The organism is Ensifer sp. Root31 (assembly GCF_001424825.1).
GTDB classification, from domain to species: Bacteria; Pseudomonadota; Alphaproteobacteria; order Rhizobiales; family Rhizobiaceae; genus Ensifer; species Ensifer canadensis.
Genome location: NZ_LMCO01000066.1, coordinates 344059 through 370413 on the forward strand (window position 1 = coordinate 344059; position 26355 = coordinate 370413).

Sequence of the window (26355 nt, forward strand, 5' to 3'; positions counted from 1 at the left end):
GTCTATCAGGTCGCGGACGCCGGGAAAACCATGTGTACCGTCAGTCCCTTGCAGTTGTCAGCGCCATCAGCATCGGTTGCAGCCAGATCCAGCACACCATGATGCATCTCCATCACTGCCTCGACGAGCGACAGGCCGAGACCCGTGCCGGGCTTGGAGCGGCTCTCATCCAGCCGAACGAAGCGCTTGACGACTTCGTCGCGCTTTTCCCTAGGAACACCCGGCCCGTGGTCGGCAACCGAAAGAACGACTTTGCCGTCGCGCCTGCCGAGCGAAACCTTGATCAGCGGATCGGCGGCGCCTTCGGCATATTTGATCGCATTGTCGAGTAGATTGCCGAGCGCCTGGCCGACAAGCTCGCGATTGCCCGAAATCACCATGCCTGGCGCCACATCCGCCTCCAGCCGCAGGCCGACATCTTCGGCGACTGGTTCATAGAGTTCGACGCAATCCGACACAATCTGCGAAAGGTCGATCTCGCTCATCTCGGCAGCAGCCGAACCCGCTTCGACGCGCGAAATCATCAGGAGCGCATTGAAGGTGCGGATCAGCTGATCCGACTCGCCGATGATTTCCTCCAGCGCGCCGCGCTGACTTGTACCCTTGCGCGCAAGTGCGGCTTCCGCCTTGTTGCGCAGCCGCGTCAACGGTGTCTTCAGGTCGTGGGCGATGTTGTCGGAGACCTGGCGCAGCCCCTCGTTCAGCTTCTCGATGCGGCCGAGCATCGCGTTCAGCGATTCGGAAAGCCGGTCGAATTCGTCGCCGGAACCGCTGGTCGGCAGACGCTGCGACAGGTCGCCCGCCATGATCTTGGTGCTCGCCTCGGACATGCGGTCGATGCGCTTCAGCGCATTGCGGCCGATGGCAAACCAGATGATCAGCGCACCGAGGCCCATGATGCCGAGGGCGACCATCAGCGCCTGGCGCACCAGCGCACGAAACTTCTGCGGCTCCTGCAGGTCACGGCCAACAAGGATGCGCAGGCCGTTGTCGAGCATCAGCACATGGGCAAGTGCCACATGGCTGTCCTGGCGGGTCTCGTCGGTATAGCGCTGGTAGGCAAAGGGTTTCTCCGTCCAGCCTTCGCGATCGAGAAGGCCCGGCTCCAGGCTCGCCACATTGCCAGCAAGGATTTCACCGCTTGGCCCGGCGATCACATAGAGATTGGCGCCAGGCTGGCGCGCGCGCCGTTCCAATGAGCGCAGCAGCCCATTGATCCCCGCACGGGTATAGACCTGCTCGATCTGGGTCACCTCTGCGGTCACTGCGTCGCGCGTCTGCTGCTGTAGCAGACGCTCGGACATGCCGGTGACATAGAAGACGAGAAAGGCGGCGCAGAGCGAGAAGAGGATCAGATAGAGCGCGGACAACCGGACGGCGGTTGTCCTCAACAGGACGCCGAGTTTGCTCATGCGCTGGCGGTCCGGTCATCCTTGATCATATAGCCGGCGCCGCGCACGGTTCGGAGCAGCGGCAGATCGAAGTCCTTCTCGATCTTGGAACGCAGTCGCGACACGTGCACGTCGATGACATTGGTCTGCGGATCGAAGTGATAGTCCCAGACGTTTTCGAGCAGCATCGTGCGGGTCACGACCTGGCCGGCATTTTTCATCAGGTACTCGAGCAGCCGGAACTCGCGCGGCTGCAGCGGGATTTCCTTGCCCTGGCGGCGAACCGAGTGCGACAGGCGGTCGAGCTCGAGATCTCCGACCCGGTAGACCATGTCCTGTTCCGGCGTACCCTTGCGGCGGCCGAGCACTTCAACGCGGGCGAGAAGCTCGTTGAAGGCATAGGGTTTCGGCAGGTAGTCGTCGCCGCCGGCGCGCAGACCCGTCACCCGATCATCGACCTGGCCGAGCGCCGACAGAATGAGCACCGGCGTATGGACTTCCTTGCGACGCAGCTCCGAAATCACCGACAGGCCATCGCGGCGCGGCAACATGCGGTCGACCACGAGAACGTCGTAGCTGTTTTCGCTGGCCATGAAGAGGCCGCTTTCGCCGTCGCTCGCGTGATCACAGACGATGCCGGCTTCCCGGAACGCCTTTGCCAGATAGGCGGCTGCCTCGATATCGTCTTCAATAATAAGAATCTTCATACGCGTGACCATAGTCCCGGACCCCTGTCTGTCTCAACCGGTTTCGGTTCTTCCGACAACCGGCATGGCGATCACTTCGCCCCAAACGGCCGGCGCCGCGAAATCGCTTGGATATCGCGGCGCCCTGGTCATTCATTCGCAGCCGCGATCAACCCTGATCGATGGGAAGCGCCACGAAGCGGCTGCCGTTCTCGGCCTCGATCTGGAAGAGCGCCTTGCTGCGACCGTCCTTCTTGGCGATGTTGATCACCTTGAGGATATCGTCCGCCGACTTCACTTCCTGATTGTTGACGGAAACGATCTTCTCGCCCTGCTTCAGGCCACGGTCGCTGGCGTCCGAGTCCTCGTCCACCGAGGCAATCGTCACGCCCTTGCCGTCATCCGACGGCGTCACCGTCATGCCAAGGTCGGCCAGGGCCTGCTCGCTCGACGGCTGGGTTTCCTCGGACTGGTTGCCCTGATCCGTGGCCGCTTCCTTGTCGTCCTTCGGCAGCGTGCCGATCTCGAGCTTGACGGTTTCCGACTTGCCGTTGCGCCACAGTGCAACGTCGACCGTGGTGCCCGGGCGCATGCCGGCTACCTTGCGGGCAAGATCGCGCGGATCCTTGATCGTGTCGCCGTTGAGCGCAGTGACCACGTCGCCCTTCTTGATGCCGGCCTTGTCGCCCGGCGAGCCGGCCTGCGGCTCGACGACGAGTGCGCCGGCTGCCTCAGACAGACCGAGCGATTCGGCGATATCCTTGCTCACCGGCTGGATCTGAACACCGAGCCAACCGCGCGATACCGAGCCGTCCTTCATCAGGTCGGCAACGACGTCCTTGGCGACGGATGCCGGAATGGCGAAGGCGATGCCGACATTGCCGCCCGACGGCGAGAAGATCGCGGTGTTGATGCCGACCACTTCGCCCGAAAGGTTGAAGGTCGGACCACCCGAGTTGCCGCGGTTCACCGCTGCGTCGACCTGCAGATAGTCGTCATAGGGACCCGAACCGATATCGCGGCCACGGGCCGAGATGATGCCGGAGGTTACCGTGCCGCCGAGACCGAAGGGGTTGCCGACGGCAACGACCCAGTCGCCGACGCGGACCTTGTTGTCGTCGGCCCAGCTGACATAGGTGAACTTGCGCTTGTCATCGACCTTGAGCACGGCGAGATCGGTGCGGCTGTCCTTGCCGATCAACTTGGCGTCAAGCTCGGTGCCGTCATTGAGGATGACCGTGAACGCAGAGCCATCGGAAACGACGTGATTGTTGGTGACGAGGTAACCGTCTTCGGAGATGAAGAAGCCGGAGCCTTGCGAAGTCGGGCGCAGGCGACCTTCGCCGTGCGGGCCACGACGGCCGGGGCCGCGTTCGGCACGGTCATCGCCGCGCGGGCCGCCGAATTCCTTGAAGAAACGCTTCAGCGGGTGATCGTCGGGAAGCTCATCCAGACCGCGACCGCCAAAATCGAAGGTGAAGCCATTGCCCTCGTCGGAAACGGGATTAGCACGCGACTGGACGCGGACGGAGACTACGGCCGGGGAAACCGCGTCGACGACATTGGCAAAGCTCGGCACCTGGGGCGCATCGACCTTGACGGGTTCGGCGAAGGACTGGGCAATCGTGGCCGGCAGGCCGGAGGTCAGCATGACGGCCGCAAGACCCGCAACGGTCGAGGTCTTCAGAACAGTCTTGAGGGAGGGACGCAGGAGTTTGGTCGTAATCATCCGTTTTGCCTTTTCTCTTCCTTGAAGCCGCTGGAAGCAGCTTCGGCATCTTGATTTCGAGGATCGCCGCGGGGGTAGCGATTTCGCTCTTGGCTGACTGGAGGAACAGCCGATGACGAAAGATGTAACGGATTGGACCTTACTGAGTTCTGTCCGGAGGATGAATTTTTGGTAATGTTGGTGGCGGGCGTCTGCAACGGCGCATTGCCCGTGGGATCGAGAGCGTTTCCGCCTTAGGCGGAGTCGCAGAAACGCGCTATCTCTCTGTTTTACGCATTTCCTGGCGGAAAGCCGCTTCGCACTTTTCCTGGAAATGCTCTACGGCTGAAGCAGCTTCTTCAGCTTTTCCTTCTCGTCGTCGGAAAGCGGCGTGCCGCGCGATTGCCGGCCGCGTTTGAGTGCCGCCACCAGCAACGTCGCGGCGCCGACCAGCAAAAGCAGGATCGGCATGCCCCACAGGATCATCGTCTTGGTTTCGAACCGCGGCTTCAGCAACACGAACTCGCCATAGCGCGAGACGACATAGTCGATCACCGCCTCGTCGCTGTCGCCATTTGCCAACCTCTCGCGCACCAGAACCCTGAGATCCTTGGCAAGCTCTGCGTTGGAATCGTCGATCGACTGGTTCTGGCAGACCATGCAGCGGAGCTCGGCCGAGATCGCCCGCGCCCGTGCTTCGAGTGCCGGATCGGACAAGACCTCATCCGGATTGACCGCGAAGGTCGGGCCGAGCGACGCCAGAAACAGAAAGAACGCCAGCAGCAATCGGTTCATTCGGCCGCTCCCACCGGGATCGTCTTCGGCCGCTTGGCGCGCGTCGGCGCGCCAACGCGCAGGCGGCGATCGCTGAGCGAGACGAAACCTCCCGCCATCATCAACAGCGTGCCGCCCCAGATGCACAGGATCATCGGCTTCCACCAGATGCGCACGACGATGCCGCCTTCGCTGATCTGGTCACCGAGCGAAACGTAGAGCTGGCTCAGGCCGAAGGTACGGATACCGGCTTCGGTGGTCGGCATGCGCCGCGCCTGATAGAGCCGCTTCGACGACCAGATGTCGGTGACGACGACGCCACCGCTGCTGATGGTGAAATGGCCGGATTCCTCGGAATAATTCGGACCGCTACCGTTGCGCATGCCGTCGAACCGCAGGGTGTAGCCTCCCGCGTCCACGGTCATACCCGGCTTCATCTCGACGACGGTCTCGGTTTCGAAGGCGGTGACGGCGACGATGCCGATCAGCGTGACGCCGAGGCCGATATGCGCAAGTGCGGTGCCGAAGGCCGAGCGCGGCAGGCCGGAGAACCGCCGCCAGGCGACGTTGCCCGCGACCTTGCCGAGCCCCGAGCGCAGCGCCAGATCCGTCACCGAACCGGCGATCAGATAGACGCCCAGCGCAATGCCGAACAAAGCGAGGATCGGTCCGCCGTTCATGGCGTAGTAATAGACGCAGCCGACGACGAGGCCGACGGCAACCGCTGCAAACAGCCGCTGGGCAACGCCCATGAGATCTCCGCGCTTCCAGGCCAGCAGGGGACCGAAGGGCACCGCAAACAGGAGTGGCAGCATCAACAGCCCGAAGGTCATGTTGAAGAAGGGCGGCCCGACCGAAATCTTGTCGCCGGTCAGCGCTTCAAGCACCAGAGGGTAGAGCGTGCCGGTCAGCACGGTCGCGGCCGCGGTCGTCAGGATGAGGTTGTTGAAGACAAGAGCGCCTTCCTTCGAAACCGGCGCGAAGATGCCGCCGGCTTTCAGCCGCGATGCGCGGTAGGCAAACAGCGAAAAGGCGCCGCCGATGAAAAAAACGAGGATGGCGAGGATGAAGATGCCGCGGGTCGGGTCGGTCGCGAAGGCATGAACCGAAGTCAGCACGCCAGAGCGAACGAGGAAGGTGCCAAGCAGCGACAGCGAGAAGGTCATGATCGCCAGCAGCACGGTCCAGATCTTCAGCGCTTCGCGCTTCTCCATGACCAGAGCGGAATGCAGCAGCGCGGTGCCGGCAAGCCACGGCATGAACGAGGCGTTTTCGACCGGATCCCAGAACCACCAGCCACCCCAGCCAAGCTCGTAATAGGCCCAATAGGAGCCCATCGAAATGCCGGCCGTCAGGAACGTCCAGGCAGCAAGGGTCCAGGGACGCACCCAGCGCGCCCAGGCAGCGTCGATACGCCCTTCGATCAGGGCGGCGATGGCAAAGGAGAAGCAGACGGAAAAGCCGACATAGCCCAGATAAAGTAAGGGCGGGTGAATGGCGAGACCGACGTCCTGCAGGATCGGGTTCAGGTCCTTGCCTTCGCCCGGTGCCGGGATAAGGCGGGCGAAAGGGTTGGATGTCAGCAGGATGAACAGCGTGAAAGCCACGGCAATCCAGGCCTGCACCGCGAGCACATTCGCCTTCAGCGTTTCCGGCAGATTACGACCAAATGTGGCGACCAGCGCCGAAAAGAACACCAGGATCAAGAGCCAGAGCAGCATTGATCCTTCATGGTTCCCCCAGACGCCGGAAATCTTGTAGATCAGCGGCTTCAGCGAATGCGAGTTCTCCCAGACGTTGCGGACCGAAAAATCCGACGTGACATAGGCGAAGGTCAGCACGGCGAAGGAGAAGGCGACGAGCAGGAAACAGGCAATCGCCGCGCTGGAGGCGAGCTCCATCAGGGCGCGATCGTTGAGCCTGGCGCCAAGGATCGGCAAAGCCGCTTGCACGAAGGCGGTCGCAAGCGCCAGAACCAGCGCATAATGTCCAAGTTCGATAATCATCGAACGGTTTCCTTCCCGCTGAGTTCGACACCCTGCGCCTTCAAGCGGTCGGCGACATCCTTCGGCATATAGGTCTCATCATGCTTGGCGAGCACGGAGTCTGCAACGAAGACCGAGCTGCCGGCAACGAACGTGCCCTCGGTGACCACGCCTTGCCCCTCACGGAACAGGTCCGGCAGGATGCCGGTATAGGTCACCGGCACCTGGCCGAGCGTATCGGTAACGGTGAAGGTCACGGTCTTGCCGTCGCCGCGCTTGACCGAACCGGCCTCGACCAGCCCGCCTAGACGGATGCGGGTTCCCGGCGGCACGTCGGTCTTGGCGAGATCGCTCGGCACGTAGAAATAGGCGATCGCCTGGCTGAAGGCGAACATTACGAGGAGGACGGCAAGCGTCAGAAAGCCGACGCCACTGCCGATGATCGCCAGTCGCTTCTGTTTTCGCGTCATTGCGTCTCTCCGTCCGTCTTGATCCCGAGTTCACGGGCCAGCGCAAGCAGCTGTTTTCCCTGTTCGCCGTCCGCCGGGAAGGTTTTCAGGCTTTCCTTTAGGGCGGCCGCCGCCTGGTCTCTTTGATCAAGCACAACATGCGAACGGATCAGCCGCGCCCAGCCTTCGGCGTTGGCGGGGTCTTCCTTAAGCCGGCTCGCCAGGCTTTCGACCATGCCGCGGATCATCTCCTGGCGGTCGCCGGCGTTCATGTCCTGTGCGGCGGCGATATCGTCCGCGCTCGGATTTCCCGGTGCAGCGCCCGCAACATTGCCGGCAGCGCCACCTGAAAGCTCGGCCACGTGCTGCTTGACGAGCGGCACCCAGGGCGCATCCGCCGGGGAACTGGCGATCAGCCTGTTGAAGGCTGCAAGCGCCTCGTCCTTCTTGCCTTCCTGCTTCAGGCCAAGGGCAAGATAGAATTCGGAACGCGGGTCGTTCGGGTCGATGGCGAGGGATCTGCGGAGAGCCGACTGCGCTTCGGTGGTCACAAGTCCGCCGGACAGCGTGATCACCGCCTCGGCATAGCCACCCAGCCGCGCCGGCGTCGGCCCCAGCAGGCGCACGGCGCTGTCATAGGCGGCGACCGCCTCCTCGACGCGACCGTTGCGCATGTAGATTGGCGCCAGCACGTCCCAGCCGGCACCGTCGTTCGGGTTCTGCGCCAGGTGATTTTCCGCCCGCGCAATCAGAATGTTGATATCGGCACCGGGATCGGCAAGGCGCGCCGCCAAAGGCTGCGCCGGAACCCCTGGGCTGCCAGTGAACATGTAGAGACAGAGCCCAATTGCGGGAAGACAGAGAAGCACGAAGGCCTGCGCCACGATGTTGACGCCGCGGCGCGTGGCTGCGGCCGGCTCGGCGGCATTGTCGATCTCGCCAGCCGCAAGCAGCCGGCGGGCGACCTCGGCGCGGGCGAGTTCGGCATCGTCGCCGCTGATCAGGCCGCTCTCCTGGTCACGCGTCAGTTCATCGAGCTGATCGCGATAAACTTCGATATCATGACTATGGGGAGACGATGCGGGCGCTGCCGCCCGCAAGAGCGGGAGGATGAGTACGACAGCTACAGCCGCCGTCAACGTGGCGACGAGGATCCAGAACAACATGGATGCTCAATACTATGGCACCCATGCCATTCCAACTCGAAAACCTGCAATGACAGAGATTTGAGGCGTTTCGCCGCAACCGGAAATCCGGTCAGCTGAGCGGCGTCCAGCTTCCGTCGGAATTCCGGCAGGCCGCACCACGCGCCGTCGTCGGTTGTCCCTTGACGGTCACGGTGTGGCTGTACTGGCGGCAGTTCTGCGAACCGACCTGATAAGGTGCGGCGGCGACGACCGAACCGGTGACGCTACGCCCCTGCCAGTTGACCGGCTGACCGCCCGGAGCAGCCTCCAGGGCGCGGTACTCGGCCTCGAGCGCACGCTGGCGGTCCGACGTTCCGATATCGAGATTGCTGAGCCGGCCGATAACGCCGCCCTGCAGGGCCGTGATGTAGGTCGTCGAAGACACGCTGCGGGTCGCGGTCGTGCCCAACCCGGCCGCCGCGGTCTGTCCGCCCGAGGTGGTGCTGCAGCCGGCAAGAGCCACCGCCGACGCGATCAACGCGATCCTGCCGCTGACGACAATAGTTCGTGTCATTTCTGCCTGGTTCCTCATGATCCGCGACATGTACTTTCTAACGCGGGGCTCCGCCTGCGCCGACCGGCGGGGCCGAGCGGAGACTTCCCTTTGATTTTCTTTTGGCATTCCCTGTTGGCAGAGGCAACTGGAAGGGCAGTCGACGCGATACTTTCGCGCGCCAGTGTGACACCTAAACCGCAGCCGGCAGCACGAGCTCGGCGCGCAGCCCGCCCTCTTCCCGGCGCGACAGCGTCAGCGTGCCCTGATATTCCCGTACGATTTCACTGACGATCGACAGACCGAGGCCCGTTCCCGGCTTGCTCTCATCCAGCCGCTTGCCGCGCTTCATCGCCAGCGCGATCTGATCCGGGTCGAGGCCAGCTCCGTCGTCGTCGACGTCGAGAACGATCCATTGCCGACCGGTTTCCTTTGCGTGCTCTTCGTTTGTAGCCGGACGAACATTCAGCCAGACCTCGCCCTTGGCGTGGCGAGCGGCGTTTTCGAGCAGGTTACCGACAGTCTCCTCGACATCCTGCAGCTCCATCGCTAGCACCAGGCCCGGCGGGTTGATCGACAGATGAACCTCTTTTTCCGGATTGAGCTTGCGCATCACGCGCACAAGCCGCTCCAGCGCCGGCTGCGCTTCTGTGCGGGCGAGAATGGATTCGCGCTGGGCGGCGATCCGCGCGCGGCTCAGATAGGATTGAACCTGCATCTGCATCGCATCGACCTGGTTTCTGACGAGTTCGCCATGCGACGCCTCAAGCACGCGGGCCTCGTTGAGGAGGACCGCGATCGGCGTCTTCAACGAGTGCGCGAGGTTGCCGACCTGCATGCGCGCCCGCTCGACGATGCGGCGGTTGCTGTCAATCAGCGCATTCACTTCGTTTGCAAGTGGCTGGATCTCGCGCGGAAAGGCACCATCGAGCCTTTCGCTTTCGCCGGCCCGGATCTTCTCCAGCGAGCGGCGGACCTGGTCGAGCGGTCTGAGACCGAAGAGAATGGTCAGCGCGTTCATGCCGAGCCCGCCGAGGCCGAAGATCGAGAGCGCGATGGTCAGATTGCGGGTAAAGCGGTTGATGTCCGCCTCTAGAACGTCACGATTGCCGGCAACGCGGAAACGGGCGGTGTGGCCCTGAATGTCGAGAACGACTTCGGTCTCGGCCACTTCGACCTCGTTTCCGAACGGGTCCTTGGTGGTGTAGAAACGGACGTAACCGGTATCGAAGGGGACTTCGTCGACGCTCGCGATCGGCAGCTTCGCGTTGCCGAGCGAGGTAGAAATCAGCGGCGGCGTGTCGAACTCGCCGATCGGATCGACGATCCAGTACCAGCCGGTCTGCGGCTGGGAGAAGCGCAGGTCGCCGAGCTGGGGACTGCCGGCAAGCACCGTCTTCTCATTGACCGAAATCGAGTTGACGACGTTGAAAAGCTGGGCACGCAGCAGGTCCTTGAAGCCGCGTTCCGATCCTTGCCGGTAGAGGGCTGAGATGACAACCCCGATCACCACCAGGGCAACGACGGCCCAGACGGTCGAAACCGCCAATACGCGGGCCGTAAGGGATCTAATTGCCATTGCCGGGCGCTTGCATGCGGTATCCGAGGCCGCGCACCGTCTCGATCAGGTCGTTGCCGATCTTCTTGCGAAGACGGCCGACAAAAACTTCGATCGTGTTGGAATCGCGGTCGAAGTCCTGATCGTACATGTGTTCGACCAGTTCCGTCCGGGATACGACCTGGCCCATGTGGTGCATGAGGTAGGAGAGCAGCCGGAACTCGTGCGACGTCAGCTTCAGCGCCGTTCCGTCGACGGTTGCCTTCGACCCCTTTGTGTCGAGCCGCACCGGGCCGCAGACAATTTCCGAGCTTGCGTGGCCGGCCGCCCGGCGGATCAGCGCGCGGATGCGGGCAAGCACCTCCTCGACATGGAACGGCTTGGCGACATAATCGTCGGCACCGGCATCGATGCCGGCCACCTTGTCGCTCCAGCGATCACGCGCCGTCAGGATCAGCACCGGCATGCTCTTGCCGCCGCCGCGCCATTTTTCAAGAACGGTGATGCCGTCCATCTCGGGCAGGCCGATATCGAGGATCACGGCGTCATAGGGCTCGGCATCGCCGAGATAGTGACCCTCTTCGCCGTCATAGGCCTGATCGACGACGTAGCCGGCCTCCTTCAGCACTTCGGCGAGCTGCCGGTTCAGGTTGACGTCGTCCTCGACTATCAGAATGCGCATTCGTACCCACTTTTCCTCTTTCGCACCGTCGTCACGGGCGAATTACATCGGCACCCTTACGGTCACCTTTTTCGGTCGCCCGCCATTGCCCGGCACAAGCACCGTGATCACGCACTGGCCATCGGACGTCGGCTGTGCCGACAGCAGTTCGCCGCCGGTTTCCGAAACGACTTGCTGAGCAGCCGCGCTGCAATCGCCGGCCACGCGGACGACAAAGTCCGTGGGCACGTTGACCTCAGGCGGAGCAAAGCCCGCAAGGCCTGCGGCAAGCGCGGCTATGATCACTGGTGAAGACATGAACGCACTTTCGACTTGGGAAGCATCATGGCAAAAGCAATAACCGATAGAGGCTGAATGGCAAATGAATGTCGGCCGCCCAGCCGGGCGAACAGCCACCTGTGAATGGCTGTATCCACAGTGACCCGACCGCAGATTGCAACGATTCCTTCGACGGTGAAACTCGACGGAAGAAAACCTCCGCCTGACAGCGGTCCGTGCCGAACATCGATCCGCTGCAGCGCCGTGCCAGCCGCCAATCAACGAGGCGCATTCCGCGACGGAGCCGCCGGCTTGACGATCAGCCATTTGTTAAGCCCTTCCTGCTATCGTTGGGTACTCGGTCGAGAACCAGATGGCCGCAGCCTCCGTCGCTCGGCTTACGGCAAGACTTGAAGTGGGCTCGAAATCCCGAGTCCTTTGAATCTCTTGGCCGCACATCTTCCAAAGTTGAGTCCGGCTCTTGCGGGGTTGAATGAGCGCGATCCGGCGAAGAGTCCGACCCCTCATCTAAGCCTCTGCATTGTTTGGTGTTGCCGCGCGCACGTCGGGCCTTCAGGCCGCCTCATGGGGTCAAATACTCTCATCTCACAGCCAGATCGCGATTATCGAAACGCCGTTCGCAACTGAACTTGCTCGCTTTGCGGTGACGTCGCGCACGCGCGCTATCAACCCACTACAGCGCCTGATCGCCAAAGCCGCTTGCTCAAAAGACCGCCCTCCCGACTCACCGAGCGCCAAATTGGCCCGCTGTCCCCGGTCGGCTGAATGCAACTGTGGATCATTGAAAAATTAATCGATTTAAAGATTTTTCAATCGTTTAAATGATTTAAGCCACTGATTTACAAAGCGTTTACGATGTGAAATTGTCCGCCCGTCAACTAGTCATGAATTTGCAACAGGCCCGGGAGGATCGGATGCAGACGCTCGTAAACAACCAGCCGGCATCTCAGCAGTCCAAGGTACCGCAGTCGCTGCTGGACCGTTTCGAAAGCGAATGGCGCGAAATGCGCTCAGCCACCCAGACAACACCGAAGCCCGTTCAGCCGGCTGAATAAGCCTGCGCTAGCGCGCGAGAATAGGCTTGTCGACACGACTATGCCCATCGACCTTAAAGCCGCCCGCGGTCAACGCCGCGAGCGGCTTTCGCTTTTTGGCTTAATGCAGCTCTAAAAGCGCCTTGTGTCTTGAAGAGCCTTCTCGTTCTCGGGGGTGATCGGTCGCATCCAGCTGGTATTCCCCCCGCCCGCGCAGCCCCAAAAGAAGCTGACAACGCTGTGAATCCCGCCTCCCGCGGTGGCGTATCGAGCCGCGCGTATGGCCAGCCGTGTGGCGATTTCCTGCCTTTTGGCCAATCGGAAAAACCGTGTTACTCTTTTTCCATGCTGACCGACGAGATTGAAAAACTGGCGCTGAGCCTGCCGGGAACGGAAGAAAATGCCCATTTCGGCACGCGGGACTTCCGTGTGGGCAAGCGCATCTTCATGTCTCTGCCCGAGGCAGGGCGGGCGGTTTTCAAGTTCACACCGGATCAGCAGCGCATGCTGCTGGAAATGGAACCCGGCGTCTGCGCTGCGGTCCCCGGTGGCTGGGGCAACAAGGGCTGGACCTCGCTCTACTTTGTCGAGGCCGACGAGGATCTCGTTCGCCAGTCGATGGAAACCGCGTGGCGCAATGTTGCCCCCAAAAGCCTGGTGAAGAAGAACGGCCGTCATTGACGCGGCCGGCATCGACGTTTCGAAAGCCGTCTGCAGACGACCTTCTATCCGCAGGCAATCGTCTCAGAGAACATAGTCGAAAAGCGTGACCGGCTTGTCGTGATACTCCGTCTGCGCGAACGGCCGCATGCCGAGTTTCTCCACGATTCTGATCGATGCCGCATTGGCCGGGCTGACGATAGCGGTTACGCGGCGTCCGGCGTGATGTTCCCGCGCCCAGCCGAAAGCCGCATGCGCAGCTTCGCTGGCATAACCGCGTCCCTGCGCCTCAGGCGCGATCGTCCAGCCGGTCTCCATCGTCCCGGTCAGGGCGGGAGAAATCTCGCGGCGCAGTTCCTGAAAGCCGACCTGCCCGACGAAGCGCCCGGAGCTTCTCTCTACGATCACGAAATAACCGAAGCCAAAGAACTGCCAGCCGCCCTCCTGACGCAAAAACCGCGTCCACATCTGTTCGCCGGAAAAGGGGGCCGGTGCGATATGACGAAGGATCTCTGGATCCGACCACATCTGCTGATAGGGCTCGAAATCCTCCAGCTGCGGTCTGCGGAGAATGAGGCGGTCGGTGCTGATCATCGGAATGCCTGAGAACGATGGAATACCACCGATCTCTAGCTGCTCTCCGCAGTGCCTGCAATGGCGCCCCGTTCCAAAACCGATTCCGCAAGGGCAGCTAACAGGCTGTTAACCCAAACTTTTCTCGCCGACTTCCAGCGGCCAGGTCACGAGGTAATCCTCGTAGTCCTCGATGTCGATGCCGTCTTCCGCAACGGTGCGGCCACGCACGGAAATGCCGGCGGTGTGCACCGTCTCGGCATCGCCCGAGAGCAGCGGATGCCACCAATAGAGGTCGCGGCCTTCCGCCACCAGCCGATAGCCGCAGGTCGGCGGCAGCCAGGTAATCTCGCGCACCGCGTCCGGCGTCAGCTGAATGCAATCCGGCACCGTTGCCTGACGGTTCGGATAGTCCTTGCACCGACAGCTCTCGCCGTCGAGCAGCGTGCAGCGGATCGAGGTCCAGGCGATCTCTGCCGTTTCCCAATCCTCGAGCTTGTTGAGGCAACAGAGCCCGCAGCCGTCGCAGAGGCTTTCCCACTCCGCGTCATTCATCTCGTCAAGGCTCTTCGCCTTCCAGAAAGGCATTTCGCCCATCGCCATCACACTTTCGTCAAATCGGTCGCGCTACTGCGCGGCACGTCTTATCAGACGTGCAAAGGTCACAGTAGCGATTTGAGTTGCTGCAGGTTTGTCCTTTAATCGGCGACGACCAAAGGAAACATGCAGGAGAGAAATTTCGCAGAAAATTGCCGGTTTTTTAAGGCCACCGGCGCGATATGCAAGTAGATTGGAATTTGACGCCGTGCAAATATCGCGCGGCACCGGCATGATGCCAAAAGCCTTCAGGACGTTGAGACCGTGCGGGAACCGAGGAAAGACGATAACCGGCCGAAAAAGCGGCACATCTTTCTGAGAATCGATTCCTGGATCGATTCGACGGTCTGGAATGCCGGGTTCAAACTCTCACAATGGTGGGAAGATACCACTATTTTCTTCCGCCGCTTCCGCGTCACGGGCTGGAAGAAGGCGGTCTTCGAGGTCCTCGGTGAAGGTATGACCTGGGGAACGGCCGGCTCGGTGCTGATGCTGGCTCTCGCTCTTCCGGCCTTCGAGGAGACCAAGGGCAACTGGCGGGCGCAAAGCGATTTCGCCGTCACCTTCCTTGACCGCTACGGCAACGAAATCGGCCATCGCGGCATCATTCACGAAGATTCCGTGCCGATCGACGAATTGCCGGATCATCTGATCAAGGCTGTGCTCGCAACGGAAGACCGGCGCTTCTTCGACCACTACGGCATCGATTTTCTCGGGCTCGCCCGCGCCATGACCGAGAATGCACGCGCCGGCGGTGTCGTCCAGGGCGGCTCGACGCTGACGCAGCAGCTCGCCAAGAACCTGTTCCTGTCGAACGAGCGCACGATCGAGCGCAAGATCAAGGAAGCGTTTCTGGCCATCTGGCTCGAATCCAACCTTTCGAAGAAAGAGATCCTGCGGCTCTACCTCGACCGCGCCTATATGGGCGGCGGGACGTTTGGTGCTGCGGCAGCGGCGCAGTTTTATTTCGGCAAGGCGATCACCGACGTCAACCTGGCGGAATCCGCCATGCTCGCCGGCCTCTTCAAGGCACCGGCGCGCTACGCCCCGCACGTCAACCTGCCGGCCGCCCGCGGCCGCGCCAACGAGGTTTTGACAAACCTCGTCCAGGGCGGGCTGATGACTGAGGGCCAAGTGATTGCGGCACGTCTCAACCCGGCAACCGTCATCGATCGCGCCCAGGTGAAGGCGCCCGACTTCTTCCTCGACTGGGCGTTTGACGAAGTGCAGCGCATCGCCCGGCCATTTGCCCAGCATTCACTCATCGTGCGCACCACCATCGACATGGGGCTGCAGAATGCGGCCGAGGATTCGGTCGAGTCCAGCCTTCGGCAATATGGCGAGAGCTTCCATGTGAAGCAGGGCGCACTGGTGATGGTCGAAAACGGAGGTCCTGTCAGGGCGATGGTCGGCGGCCGCGACTATGGCGAGAGCCAGTTCAACCGCGCCACGCGGGCGCTGCGCCAACCGGGGTCTTCCTTCAAGGTCTACACCTACGCGGCGGCCATGGAAAAAGGCATGACGCCGGAGACCATCGTCGTCGACGCACCGATCACCTGGCGCGGATGGTCACCGCAGAATTACGGCCGCAGCTATGCCGGCCGCATCACCATCCTGACGGCGATCGCTAGGTCGATCAACTCGATCCCGGTGCGCCTCGCCAAGGACAAGCTCGGCACGGAGCTGATCGCGCAGACCGCCAAGAACATGGGCATCGAAACGCCACTGCGCACCGACAAGACGATGCCGCTCGGCACCTCCGAAGTGACGGTACTCGACCAGGCGACGGCCTATGCCGTGTTCCCAGCCGGCGGCCTACAATCACGCCGCCACGGCATCAGCCAGATCCTGAATTATGACGGCGACATCCTCTACGACTTTTCCCGCGACGAACCGCCGGCCAGACGCATCCTTTCCGAGCAGGCCAACGCATCGATGAATTCGATGCTGACGCAGATCCCGGTGATCGGCACGGCACGCAAGGCGGCCCTCGACAACGGCATCGTTACCGGCGGCAAGACCGGCACCACCCAGGCCTATCGCGACGCCTGGTTCGTCGGTTTTACCGGTGACTACACGACGGCGGTCTGGTTCGGAAACGACGACTATACTTCGACCAACAACATGACCGGCGGTTCGCTGCCGGCAATGACCTTCAAGCGGCTGATGGATTATGCCGAACAGGGCATCGAGCACCGCCAGATACCGGGGATAACGTCCCCGGCGCCTGCACCGAGCAAGCAACCGGAGGTCGCCAATGCCAAGCCGGATGAAAATGCCCTGCCGCCGCTGGTGCGGCCGCGGTCGCTATCGGCAGACGTGACACGGCTCCTGCGTTCGGTGGGCGATACCTTCGAAAAGGCCCCCGCCTTGAAGGCGCCGGAAAGGAGCGGCGGCAAAGTCGCCGTACTCGGCGCCGCCGACGGCGGGTCCTCCCAACAGGCTCTCCCGAATGCCGCCAGCAATTGAACGCGCTCGAAACCTTGAATTGAACGGCCGGATCGATACCGGTTGCCAGGTCGGCGCGATGATCGCCGTTGCGTCGCGCGCCCGTTTGGGCGAGACATGGGCTGCGCGGCGCATTGCGCCTATGCATAACCATATTCGATAGAGCCGCCCTTGTTCCGAATTCCCCTCCTCGTCGCCCTTGCCCTTGCCATCGCCTTCGGCGGCGGCATCGCTTCAGCCGTCTGGGCGCTGAAGGCGACGGTCGGTTTCGGCTCGATCTCGATCGGCCCGTGGGTCGCCTTCCCCGAAGCACAGACCGAGAATGCCGACCCCTATGCCAAGGCACATCGCGCCCGGGCCGGCGAACTGCTCTATGGCGGCGCCGAAGGGCTGATGTTCATGGCACAGGTCGACGACAGGGGCGAGAAGCTGTCGGCCGCCTGCTCCTACGATGTCTCGGGGCTGACGCCGCAGGCGCGATTCTGGACGCTCTATGCAGCGAATGCCGATGGCGTGCCGCTGCGCCCCGGCTCGGATCTGCCTTCGGCGATCAACTCGTGGACGGTGCTGCGCGCCGAAGACAGTTCCTTCACCATCCATGTCTCGCCGAACGCCAAGCCGGACAACTGGGTAGCGTTACGGCATTCCGGAACCTTCCGGCTGGTCCTGACGCTGCTCGATACCCCGACGGCAGGTTCCTCCGGCCTTATCGATCTCGCCATGCCGAAAATCGTGAAAACGGGATGCGGCGATGCGTAGTGTTCTGTTCGCTTCCATCCTTGGTCTCGTGGGCGCAGCACTGCTGCATATCATCATCGTGCTGGTGCTGCCGCAATTTACCGGTCGCGACGCCTATACGCGCGTTCTCGGTCTTCTCGAGATGGACAGCTTCTTTTCTTTGACGAGTACCCCTGGACCGACCGGCCTCAGCAACGACGACCCTTATCTCCGCACGGCCGTCTGCAGCTTTTCGATCACCGACGGTCCGGCGCGGTTCCTCGCCAGAGGCGCGGTACCTTTCTGGTCGCTTGCGGTTTTCGACAGCGCATCGAATGAGGTCTTCAGCATGAACGACCACACCGCCGTCAACGGCAGGCTCGACCTCGTGGTTGCGACGCCGATCCAGCTGGTGGAACTGCGCAAGACGCCGCCGGAAGCTCTGGCACAATCGATCATGGTGGAGATGAAGGAAGAGGATGGCTATGCGGTGCTGCGCGCCATGGCGCCGCTCGACAGCTTCGAGGATCAGGTCCGGAACTTCCTGGCGGAATCAAGCTGCGAGCCGTTCCGTCGTTAGTCAGCGCAGTCCCTCGGACAGGGTACGCGGCCTTCAGCCTTGCCGTTCCTATCTCGATGTCGTGGAGAAGATGAACGCGACCGCAAGGGGCGGAGCGTTGTTGGCACAAGCAAAGCCGTGCGCAGGCCGGCCGATGCAGCCGACACATGGGCGGTGGATATAACTACTGCTTCTTGATCCGACGTCCGTCGGGCGCGGTTGGCTGCGGATCGCGGCCATCGAGACGCTCGTAGCGGATTCCGGTAAACAGAAGCACTTTTGCTCCGCCCGATATGGCCGGAGGTCTGCGTGGTGGCATTTGGACCTTGTGGTCCTGCATTCTGATCACGTCTGCCATGCTCGTCTCCATATAGGCTTGAGACGGATGAACTACCGTACAGATTTCACCCTGCCCTTTCGGGGCCAGCGCATTTTCCCGGGCAGTGCCCGGACAGGCGCGCTTTTCTCATCTTCTCCTTCTTCCGGTCGCCCGGAGGTTGCTGCTTGCTCAAGTGGTACAGACCAATCATAGACGGTCCGCTTCGATTGAGCCATAGGCTGGTTAACAGATGGTTAACGCCGCATCTGCACCCCTAACCTGTGGGAGTATGTCCCCCGGAAAAACAAAACACTGTATCCGGGGTAACAGCTTCGGGCGGAACGGGAATGGCTAGCGCCTGGACAACAGTCCAAACAGGAAGGAAACGCCGGCAACGGTCAGAAGCGTCGAAATCGGCTCTTCACGGACGCGCTCTCGCACCCGCTCGGTCATCAACTCCGCTTCGCTCTGAACAACCGCTTTTGCACCGGACCCGATCGCCGACACGCTATCGGTCAGCCGGGCAATCTCGGCGCGCAACTCGGCAATCTGCGCTTCCAACTCGACGCGAGCAGCCGATGCTTCGACTTCACTCTCGACCGTGTCACGCACCGCCTGCAGTTTCTTTTCTACCATTGCAACGCTCCTTCTCTTGCCCGCTTTCAACGCATCGCAACGGCAATGGTTCCGACCGAGAGCAGCGAAAATCCGAACGCCAACGAAAAACGGGCGGCCCTTGGGCCGCCCGTCCGAAAGCTGGGCGCATCGCCCACCACTCGCATCACTCCACGCAGGATGGGTCCATCGCCTGGCATCGAATCAATGGAACCGGGCGAGCGCCGCCGTAACCATCTTCGAAGTCCTCGCGCACGCGGGTGCCATCGCGGTCCCGTTGACGTTCCCAGTCGCGGCGGTCATCGCCGCCTGCCTGATCGTCCCAGCGCTCGCCGTCTCTGCGGTTACGCTCCCAGTCCTGCCGGGTGCGGTCGCGTTCCCACTCGCGGCGATCGCGGTCACGCTGACGTTCCCAGTCCCGCGGGCGACGGTTGTCGTCGACCCAATCCGGCCCACGACGCCACCGGTCACGGTCGCGATAGAAGTCACGGCCGCGATAGTTGCGGTCCCAGTAGCGATCGAATTGGAAGACCACCGTCGGGATACCGAGCGGGCGGTAATATTGCGGTTCGACATAGACCCTGTTGCGACGATAATCCGCCTGCACATAGCGTCCGGCGACCCAGCCGCGGCCGCCAAAGAAGGAAACGTCACACCAGGGCAGATCGGCAAGACAGCCGTGGATTTCGACGGCTTCTCCGGCCGGGATCAACGACACTGCCGGATAGCGCGTGCTCGGACCGGACCGCATATTGACGTTGGCGGTTGCAAACCCCTCTGCCGCCTCGGCAATCGCCGGCGCCAGGAAAAGCGCGCATATGGCCGCTGCGCGCAACACTATTTTCTTCACAGTAAGCTTTCTCCCATCGGAAGGCCCCTCTTCACTAAGCCCTCTTGCGTCGGCGGGCGTCCGGAACCCTTCACCGTCACCGCGATCACTTAAAGCCGCTTGTGGATTTTTTAAGGCTGGAAACGATCGAGCCCACAGGAAGCAGGGCTTTGCGATAGAAAGCGCACAAAATCACCAGCCGCTCGCACGCCGCAAGCCTGAATAAAGCCCCAACGTCCATAGTTAACAGTACGCTAACGCTTTTCTTTTATTTTTAGTGACGTGTGCCGTTCCGGATCGCCGGCAATGGCGATCATGTTTTGCGTGCAAGGATTTATCGTGACGGATCGCTTTCGTGAGTTGGAAAGGCCACAGACGGGCCGCTTGAAGGACGTCGTCCTGATGGCAACCGTCAGCGGTTTCGAAAGCCTGCGGATCCCTCGCAAGTCCGACATGAAGCAATTTTCCGAATTGTTCGAGCCGCTGTTCCTCGGCTCCAGCAGCGAAGCGCGCCGTCAGGCCGCCGCCGCGCTGTCGCAGTGCCCCCATGTTCCGGAGCCGGTCGCAGCCCTGATCGGCAGCATGCCGATCTCGATCGCCGCCATTTTCCTGACCCGTTCGCAGGCCCTGTCGGATCGAACGCTTATCGGCATCATCCGCCAGCAGGGAGCGGCCCACGCCGGTGCAATCGCCCGCCGCACCGCTCTGTCGCCTTCCGTGATCGATGCCCTGGTCGAGCACCACAACCCCGCCGGCCTTTCCGCCCGCCCGGACGTGCGGCAACAGACAGTCGCTGCGCCTTCAACGCTGGCCGAGCCGGATGTCGATGCTGCAAGGGCCGCGCGCGAGGAAACCTTGCGCACCGAAATCAAGACACTTGCCCGTGTCGCGGCGCACGAGGCGGCTGCCGCCGCATCTACCATTATACCGATCAGCACTACGCTAAGCGCCCTCCTGGTGCGCTTTGCCCGCAGCGGCGAGATCATCCTGTTTTCGCGTGCGCTGGCGACGGCGCTCGATGCCGGAGGGCACCTGGTCGAGCGCATTCTTCTCGACGTTTCCGGCCAACAGCTGGCGACGAGCCTGATCGCCCTATCGCTGCCGACCGACGATCTCACCTTCGTGCTGCAGTCGCTTTATCCGCACCTCGCCGAACGCATCGGCGGCACCACGCGCGCTGAAGCCTTGACCGGCGCCATGGACCCGACATCGAGCCGCGAACAGCTTGACGCCTGGCTGCAATCCGAGGAACGGGACGCGCCCGCGGCACGGCACCAGCCCTATCTTGCGGATGACCATGCCAATGATGCGTGCCAGCTGACCGTCCGCAAGGTAGCCGGGGCCGCCGGCGGCGCCAAGCCGCAACGGGTGTTCGGCCGCCGTTAGAGCGTTTCCGATTTAGACGGAACCGAACAAACGCTCTATCTCTTTGTTTTTACGCATTTCCTGACGGAAAACCGCTTCGCACTTTTCCTGGAAATGCTCTAGTCCTGGTCACGACCGAGCCGGCCCAGCTCTCACATATGGTTCAAGAGTGGTTTGCGCCGTCTTCCGGCACGACATCGAACAGGTCGGCGCGATCGTCCAGCTCGATCTCGACGATCCAGCAATCCGGATCGAAACGGATTTCACGGGAGAGTGCATCATCCACGGCGTCGCCATCGCGATCCTTCAAGCGGATCTCGAACTTGCGACCGATATTGGCGTCGTCATCGAAGAAGTTCTGCGGCGCCGGTGCAAACAGCGTTTCGGTACCCATCCGCGTGCGTTGACGAATAAAGATCGCGCCAGCGTCCTCCGCCCCCTTGCGCAGGATAGCTGCGTACCCACCGAGCGCAAAGGCGCGGCGCAGCAACGCGGAGACGAAAATGTGGGATTTGAGACGCATGGACATGCCTGTACACGGGCGGAGCCAGGCATGCAAATTGGCTGCCGCGACAAGAATGTGTTCAACGGATGGGAGACGCGCCCGTGAGAAGGTCCCTCAAAGCGCGCCGATCTCCTTGAGCTTCTTCAGCACTTTGGCATTGGGCTCACCGGTCTGCGGCAACCGGTAGTGCTTCTCGAAATGGCGAATCGCTGCACGCGTCTGGTCCCCCGCAACGCCGTCGACGACGATGTCGGCATAGGCGAGGTTGCTTAAGCCCTTCTGGATGTCCAGGACCAGCTCGCTCGACACCGGGATCTCGGCACGCGGAATCAGCATCTTGTCGGTCTCGGCCGAGCGGATGGCTGCGGCGACAGGGTCGACATCGGCAACTGCACGTTTCGGATCGGCGTAGGGCCGGCTTGCCGGCAGTGCCGCGGCCATCTTCTGGCCAGATGTCGTGCGCAGGGCGCGCAGCAGTTCGGCGCTCACGGCGCCTGTCTCGGTGCGTCCGGCCTGCTTCTCAAATCGCAGGATTGCGGCTGACGTGCGCGGGCCTGTGCGTCCATCCGGCACGCCATCATAAAGGCCGATGCGGTTCAGTTCCTTCTGGATATCGGCGACCAGTGGTGACGCGGACGTCTCCGGCACCGAGGCGACACGTTCGGGCGACGGCTTTTCGGCAGGCGCCTCAGACGGGACCGCCGCGATCACCTCCTCGACGTTTTCCGTCGCCTTGTCGTCCTCGCGCTTGATGACGAAGGTGGTGACGTTGCGCGGCTCGATCTCGGCGCCCTTGGCGACGGCGATGCGCTCGGCGGTCTCTGGACTGACAAGCGGCACGCGGGTGCGAAGCAACGGCGATGGATGGGCGCCATGCTGGTACCACATGGCGTTTGCAGCAACGAAGGAGAAGACCACAACAAAGGCAGCCGAACCGCCGGCACTCAACGGGTGCCGGGCCGCCAGCCGTCCAGCAAGCGCAACCCCGCGGCCGGCGAGAGCCAGCCCACGCATGGCAAGGCCTGGCGCGGAACGCGCCGCCTTCTTGCGATCAGGCTGTTTTCGCTTGCGCGGCGCCATATCCCCGTTCCTCGTTCAAACCCGTCCTTTCGAATCGGTCGCCATCGGCAACCGCCTGCGTGTCACTATCTCTCAGCCGCGGCGGAAATTCGACGGTCACGGCCGAGCGCGGTTCCTCGCGATTGGCCTCGACGATGCCGGACCCGTCGCTGGGCAGCGTAACAGTGATGACTGTGCCTTCGCGCTCGCGGCTGCGGATCGCGACCTCGCCGCCGTGAAGCGCCACGAGGCCCTTGACCAGCGAGAGACCGAGACCGGTGCCCTCGTAACGGCGGGTGTAGTCGTTCTGGATCTGGACGAAGGGTTGCCCCAACATCTGCAATTTGTCGGCGGCGATGCCGATGCCGGTGTCGCTGACGGTCAGCTTCAAGGCCGGACCGTCAAGCTCGGCGTCGATCGTCACCATGCCGCCGTGGTCGGTGAACTTGATGGCGTTTCCGACAAGGTTGATCAGAACCTGCTGGAAGGCGCGTTGGTCGGCATTGATCTCGCCGACACTGCGGGTCACGCGGCTCGCCAGCTTGACGCCCTTTTCCTGGGCCTGATGCGACAGCATCGCTTCGCAGGCCGCGACCGCCTCGGCCACGCGGAAGGGCTCGGGAACCAGCTCGTAGCGGCCCGCTTCGATCTTGCTCATGTCGAGCATCGTATTGACGACCGACAGAAGGTGCTCGCCCGACTTGTGGATCAGGCTGACATATTCGCGCTGGCGGTCGTTTTCGAGCTTGCCGAAATACTCGCCCGTCAGCACGTCGGAGAAGCCGAGGATGGCGTTGAGCGGCGTGCGCAGTTCATGGCTGACGGCGGCAAGGAAACGGGTCTTGGCATCGTTGGCCGATTCCGCTTCTGCGGTTCTCGCCGCAGCTTCGACGCGCAGCCGTGCTTCCTGCGATACATCGCGCGACTGTGCCAGGATCGCCGTCAGACCGCCGTTGCGGTCGAGAAGCGGTGCGAGTTCGCAGCACATATGGACGAATTGTTCGCCTTCAGCCGGCAGCGACCGGCGCTCGATGCGAATGTTGACGGTCGCCCGCTCGCCGCCCTGGCGCAGAATATCGATCGCGCTCAGGAAGGTGATGCGATCGGAGACGTGGATCTGCTCGATGAAGCCGCGGCCGCCCGGGTCGCGCATCAGGGTCAGATGCTCGGCCGAGTCACGGCCGTGAATGGAGAGAACATTGCCGCGCAGATCGTGCACGGTGACAAGACCGGCAAAAAGGTCGTAGGCGGCCGAAAGATCCGGAAGATCTGGTACAGCCGGCTCGAGCGTTTCCGAGGCCTGGTTGCCGCGTCCACGAGCAATGGCGGTAGCAGCGGCCAGCAGCGAGGCGGACGCCCAAAGAGCGGTCCCAAGCGGCAATGCGGAGGAAACGGGCATGGCGAGCGCAAGCGCCAGCGGTACTGCCGGAAGTGCTGTCAGGGAGACGGCAGCGACCGTACGCAGACGCTTGAGGTCCCGACGGCCAATGGCGGAGCCAGCCTCGCGGCGGGGCAACCACAGGGCAGCGGCCTCGTCCACGCGGGACGTCCATCTGCCAGCCATGTCACGCAATACGCTCACGCCTTACCCTGCCACATTTGTTGTTCTTGCGAGACTGAGCGTGACCGATTTCCGCTTCATGCGGGCCGCCATTCGAACTGCCTCGTGACATGTCGGAATCTCGCATCCCCGGCTTAATGAAAGAATAAACGGGACTGTCCCGGAACGGCGCCAAATGCCTGAAAAATCCCGTTTTGAGGCAATTCGGGCGACCTTCATTTCTTGTGGTTAACGGGGCGTAAGCAACGGATTTCCGTGCATTTTCCGCCTCACGTTAAGGATTTGGGCAGGGCGCCCCGGTGCCGTTGCCCACGCTTTCGGCCTTTGCCGGCGGCCCGCCGCCATGAACCTTAACGGCGAAAGCTAAAATGCGACACAAATGCCCGGCAAATCCTCAAAATCGGGAATTTCATTAAAATTCGAAACAAATGCTGCGGGTTTTTGAAAAGCGGTCTTGTGATTCCCTGCCTAATGTCAGTCTCAACAAAGGGCCGGGCGACGAAAGACGGCGGTCCTCATGCAAACGACGGCGGGCGTGAACGGGTATCAGGGGATACTGCGGCGCTCCAGGATGCCGAAAGCAGTAAAACCGGCTAGAAGACCGGCGGGCGCGGCAGCCGAATATAGGATGGGCAGAACATGTGGTTTCTCATCAAGGCGACATTCTGGTTTTCGATGGTGCTGGTGCTGCTGCCGTTCCTCGATCCGTCGAGCGCGCAGAAGCTGGAGCACGGACCGAAGGTCGAGCTCGGCGATACCTTCTCGGCCGCCAATGAGGCATTCCAGTATATCAGCGCCATCTGCATCCAGAAGCCGGAGGTCTGCGAGAAGGGTGCTGAAACCTTCGTCGCACTTGGCCATCGGGCCCGGGAAGGCGCCCGCATCGCCTATGAATTCCTTGACACCCAGTTTGCCGAAACCGATGCGATCAAGCCCGATGCCAAGGTAACGACCGGCACTGTCGGTCAGGCGACCGAGGCTGCCGCCACGCTGGTGGCGCCGGTCGAACAGACCGCTGCGGAGACGGCTCCGGTGTTCAAGCGTACGCCGGTTCCGGAAAAGCGCCTCGACCCGAAGGCGTCCCTCGCCAAGTAAACATTTCTTGCCGTGGCAGCAGGTCCGCGCGACCGCCGCCGAGCCATCCTTTGACACTGCCTGACTTGCCGCCTTCTTGCGGCCGCCGCGAGGATCCCATCCCCTCGCGGCGTTTTCTTTTTTCGGTTTGCAACCGAGGGGCGGTCCAGCAACAGGTCCGCACAAGACATGGCTGTTTAGGTCCCCGCACATTCAGCGGAGACTGCCCCGATGCAGATATACGGGTTCTTTTCAAATGCGAGCGCAACGCGTGTCCCCGCGGCCGGATCGCAAGCGGGCACCGACGTGGCGCCGCTGGAGCAAAAGAGCAGATCTTCCCTTCTCAATCTTTTGCGTACGGACGATGAGACCGCCGCCAACCGCAAGGCCATTGCCAAGAAGAAATTGGACGAGTTGAAGGAGCAGATGCAGATGCTGCGGTTCTGGGCCTCGGACCCGGAGACGCTTGCAAGGCTTGCAAAACAGTTGGCCCAGCAGCTTGGCGCGGCCGCACAGCAATTCGCCGGTGGCGGCTCGTCCGGCCTGGCCGGTGGCGACACGGCGGCCGGTGCCGCATCCGCAGCAACAACGGTTGCATCGGCGGCGATGGAAGTGAATGCCGACGAGATGGCGAATGCCGGCGGCGAAGAAGGCAACAGCGCCGACAAGACAGAGCCATCGTCCCTTGCCGAACGCGCCTACCGCGAATTCAGCTCCGGGAGTTCGGAGGAAAACTCCGATGCGAGGACGGTTGCAGAGTTCAAGGCACTTGCCGAACAGCTCAAGCAATTGCTGAGGAAAGCGGAGCAGGATCTGCGCGCTGAGGGCGCTGGCAGCGACGCGGACGACGCCAGGAAAGCAAGCGCCTCCCTCACCACCTCGATTGCATCTCTGGATTCAACAGTCGGCGCGGCTGCCGGTGCCATCGCAATTCCTACAAGCGTTTCGATCTAGCGCTACTGCATGTTTCCTTAAATCCCATTCGATTTGAGGATAACAACAGGCAGCAATTCAAAGTGCTACAGCGACCTTTGCGCGTCTAATAAGACGCGCGGCGCTGTAGATCCTCGCCCGAATCGAACTCTGATGCGTCCGAGTTGGCAATTCGCGGTTCTCATCTGTGCTACCATCACCTATATGAGGGTCACAACGATCCCGGCACCGTAAGGACTGCTGGGGATCGGAGCAGAGGCACTGACCTCGGGCGGACAAGCGCGCCGCCTGACGGTGTCGACAAACGGACCGGAC

General features: G+C 62.1%; 27 protein-coding genes. 8 read left to right on the forward strand and 19 right to left on the reverse strand.

Annotation, left to right across the window (positions count from 1 at the left end; genetic code table 11):
* Positions 1-5 precede the first annotated feature (5 nt).
* From ASD00_RS35885 to ASD00_RS35935, 11 genes are all read right to left on the reverse strand, one after another.
* Positions 6-1412, reverse strand: coding sequence for an ATP-binding protein (locus tag ASD00_RS35885; RefSeq protein WP_025426350.1), 1407 nt, complete (start codon positions 1410-1412; stop codon positions 6-8).
* Positions 1409-2110 (reverse strand): response regulator transcription factor, encoded by a 702-nt coding sequence (locus ASD00_RS35890; RefSeq protein ID WP_025426349.1) that lies wholly within the window; start codon positions 2108-2110, stop codon positions 1409-1411. Before ASD00_RS35890 ends, ASD00_RS35885 begins: the two co-directional genes overlap by 4 nt.
* A gap of 136 nt (positions 2111-2246) precedes the next feature.
* Positions 2247-3806, reverse strand: coding sequence for a Do family serine endopeptidase (locus ASD00_RS35895; RefSeq protein WP_025426348.1), 1560 nt, complete (start codon positions 3804-3806; stop codon positions 2247-2249).
* 318 nt (positions 3807-4124) lie between these two features.
* Positions 4125-4580, reverse strand: a complete 456-nt coding sequence (locus ASD00_RS35900; RefSeq protein WP_025426347.1) for a cytochrome c-type biogenesis protein — start codon at positions 4578-4580, stop codon at positions 4125-4127.
* Entirely contained in the window at positions 4577-6565 is a 1989-nt protein-coding gene (locus tag ASD00_RS35905; RefSeq protein WP_025426346.1) for a heme lyase CcmF/NrfE family subunit, read from the reverse strand. The genes ASD00_RS35900 and ASD00_RS35905 overlap by 4 nt, the downstream gene beginning before the upstream one ends.
* A complete protein-coding gene (gene ccmE, locus ASD00_RS35910) occupies positions 6562-7014 on the reverse strand; it encodes a cytochrome c maturation protein CcmE (RefSeq protein WP_057211474.1) in 453 nt (150 codons plus the stop codon). Before ccmE ends, ASD00_RS35905 begins: the two co-directional genes overlap by 4 nt.
* Positions 7011-8159, reverse strand: coding sequence for a c-type cytochrome biogenesis protein CcmI (gene ccmI, locus ASD00_RS35915; protein ID WP_025426344.1), 1149 nt, complete (start codon positions 8157-8159; stop codon positions 7011-7013). Before ccmI ends, ccmE begins: the two co-directional genes overlap by 4 nt.
* Positions 8160-8250: 91 nt before the next feature.
* Positions 8251-8694 carry a membrane protein gene (locus ASD00_RS35920; protein WP_025426343.1) on the reverse strand — a complete coding sequence of 148 codons (444 nt, stop codon included), beginning with the start codon at positions 8692-8694 and terminating at the stop codon, positions 8251-8253.
* A 172-nt stretch (positions 8695-8866) separates the two neighbouring features.
* Complete coding sequence (locus ASD00_RS35925; protein ID WP_025426342.1) at positions 8867-10252, reverse strand: HAMP domain-containing sensor histidine kinase; 1386 nt, start codon at positions 10250-10252, stop codon at positions 8867-8869.
* Positions 10242-10913: a two-component system response regulator FeuP gene (feuP, locus tag ASD00_RS35930; protein WP_025426341.1), complete on the reverse strand. Its 672-nt coding sequence runs from the start codon at positions 10911-10913 to the stop codon at positions 10242-10244. Before feuP ends, ASD00_RS35925 begins: the two co-directional genes overlap by 11 nt.
* Before the next feature lie 42 nt (positions 10914-10955).
* Positions 10956-11210 (reverse strand): hypothetical protein, encoded by a 255-nt coding sequence (locus ASD00_RS35935; protein WP_025426340.1) that lies wholly within the window; start codon positions 11208-11210, stop codon positions 10956-10958.
* Between the two features lie 896 nt (positions 11211-12106).
* Between ASD00_RS35935 and ASD00_RS41090 the strand changes: the two genes are divergently transcribed.
* Both ASD00_RS41090 and ASD00_RS35945 read left to right on the forward strand, forming a co-directional pair.
* The gene (locus tag ASD00_RS41090) at positions 12107-12247 is read left to right on the forward strand and encodes a hypothetical protein (RefSeq protein WP_164474924.1); all 141 of its coding nucleotides are present in this window, start codon (positions 12107-12109) and stop codon (positions 12245-12247) included.
* A gap of 324 nt (positions 12248-12571) precedes the next feature.
* Complete coding sequence (locus ASD00_RS35945; RefSeq protein ID WP_025426338.1) at positions 12572-12907, forward strand: MmcQ/YjbR family DNA-binding protein; 336 nt, start codon at positions 12572-12574, stop codon at positions 12905-12907.
* Between the two features lie 63 nt (positions 12908-12970).
* Here ASD00_RS35945 and ASD00_RS35950 read toward each other — a convergent pair whose 3' ends face one another.
* The gene (locus tag ASD00_RS35950) at positions 12971-13480 is read right to left on the reverse strand and encodes a GNAT family N-acetyltransferase (RefSeq protein ID WP_025426337.1); all 510 of its coding nucleotides are present in this window, start codon (positions 13478-13480) and stop codon (positions 12971-12973) included.
* Between the two features lie 108 nt (positions 13481-13588).
* Positions 13589-14056 (reverse strand): YcgN family cysteine cluster protein, encoded by a 468-nt coding sequence (locus tag ASD00_RS35955; RefSeq protein ID WP_025426336.1) that lies wholly within the window; start codon positions 14054-14056, stop codon positions 13589-13591.
* Between the two features lie 264 nt (positions 14057-14320).
* On the opposite strand from ASD00_RS35955, the gene ASD00_RS35960 reads away from it, so the two are divergent.
* The 3 genes from ASD00_RS35960 (at position 14321) to ASD00_RS35970 (ending at position 17801) form a co-directional block, all read left to right on the forward strand.
* The gene (locus tag ASD00_RS35960) at positions 14321-16525 is read left to right on the forward strand and encodes a transglycosylase domain-containing protein (protein WP_025426335.1); all 2205 of its coding nucleotides are present in this window, start codon (positions 14321-14323) and stop codon (positions 16523-16525) included.
* Positions 16526-16675: 150 nt separating this feature from the next.
* A complete protein-coding gene (locus ASD00_RS35965) occupies positions 16676-17263 on the forward strand; it encodes a DUF1214 domain-containing protein (protein WP_025426334.1) in 588 nt (195 codons plus the stop codon).
* Complete coding sequence (locus ASD00_RS35970) at positions 17256-17801, forward strand: membrane protein (RefSeq protein WP_025426333.1); 546 nt, start codon at positions 17256-17258, stop codon at positions 17799-17801. The genes ASD00_RS35965 and ASD00_RS35970 overlap by 8 nt, the downstream gene beginning before the upstream one ends.
* Positions 17802-17964: 163 nt before the next feature.
* On the opposite strand, the gene ASD00_RS41095 is transcribed toward ASD00_RS35970, so the two are convergent.
* From ASD00_RS41095 to ASD00_RS35980, 3 genes are all read right to left on the reverse strand, one after another.
* Complete coding sequence (locus ASD00_RS41095) at positions 17965-18138, reverse strand: hypothetical protein (RefSeq protein ID WP_164474925.1); 174 nt, start codon at positions 18136-18138, stop codon at positions 17965-17967.
* A gap of 312 nt (positions 18139-18450) precedes the next feature.
* Positions 18451-18735, reverse strand: coding sequence for a hypothetical protein (locus ASD00_RS35975; RefSeq protein WP_025426332.1), 285 nt, complete (start codon positions 18733-18735; stop codon positions 18451-18453).
* A gap of 145 nt (positions 18736-18880) precedes the next feature.
* Positions 18881-19564 (reverse strand): SH3 domain-containing protein, encoded by a 684-nt coding sequence (locus ASD00_RS35980; protein ID WP_025426331.1) that lies wholly within the window; start codon positions 19562-19564, stop codon positions 18881-18883.
* Between the two features lie 294 nt (positions 19565-19858).
* Here ASD00_RS35980 and ASD00_RS35985 point away from each other — a divergent pair, with 294 nt between their 5' ends.
* Positions 19859-20929 (forward strand): DUF2336 domain-containing protein, encoded by a 1071-nt coding sequence (locus ASD00_RS35985; RefSeq protein WP_025426330.1) that lies wholly within the window; start codon positions 19859-19861, stop codon positions 20927-20929.
* A gap of 142 nt (positions 20930-21071) precedes the next feature.
* On the opposite strand, the gene ASD00_RS35990 is transcribed toward ASD00_RS35985, so the two are convergent.
* From ASD00_RS35990 to ASD00_RS36000, 3 genes are all read right to left on the reverse strand, one after another.
* A complete protein-coding gene (locus tag ASD00_RS35990; RefSeq protein WP_025426329.1) occupies positions 21072-21431 on the reverse strand; it encodes a DUF1491 family protein in 360 nt (119 codons plus the stop codon).
* A gap of 96 nt (positions 21432-21527) precedes the next feature.
* Entirely contained in the window at positions 21528-22493 is a 966-nt protein-coding gene (locus ASD00_RS35995) for a peptidoglycan-binding protein (RefSeq protein WP_025426328.1), read from the reverse strand.
* Entirely contained in the window at positions 22465-24036 is a 1572-nt protein-coding gene (locus ASD00_RS36000; protein WP_057211476.1) for a HAMP domain-containing sensor histidine kinase, read from the reverse strand. The genes ASD00_RS35995 and ASD00_RS36000 overlap by 29 nt, the downstream gene beginning before the upstream one ends.
* A 636-nt stretch (positions 24037-24672) precedes the next feature.
* Here ASD00_RS36000 and ASD00_RS36005 point away from each other — a divergent pair.
* Both ASD00_RS36005 and ASD00_RS36010 read left to right on the forward strand, forming a co-directional pair.
* Positions 24673-25128 carry a DUF5330 domain-containing protein gene (locus ASD00_RS36005; protein WP_025426326.1) on the forward strand — a complete coding sequence of 152 codons (456 nt, stop codon included), beginning with the start codon at positions 24673-24675 and terminating at the stop codon, positions 25126-25128.
* 210 nt (positions 25129-25338) lie between these two features.
* Positions 25339-26061 carry a hypothetical protein gene (locus ASD00_RS36010; protein ID WP_025426325.1) on the forward strand — a complete coding sequence of 241 codons (723 nt, stop codon included), beginning with the start codon at positions 25339-25341 and terminating at the stop codon, positions 26059-26061.
* Positions 26062-26355 lie beyond the last annotated feature (294 nt).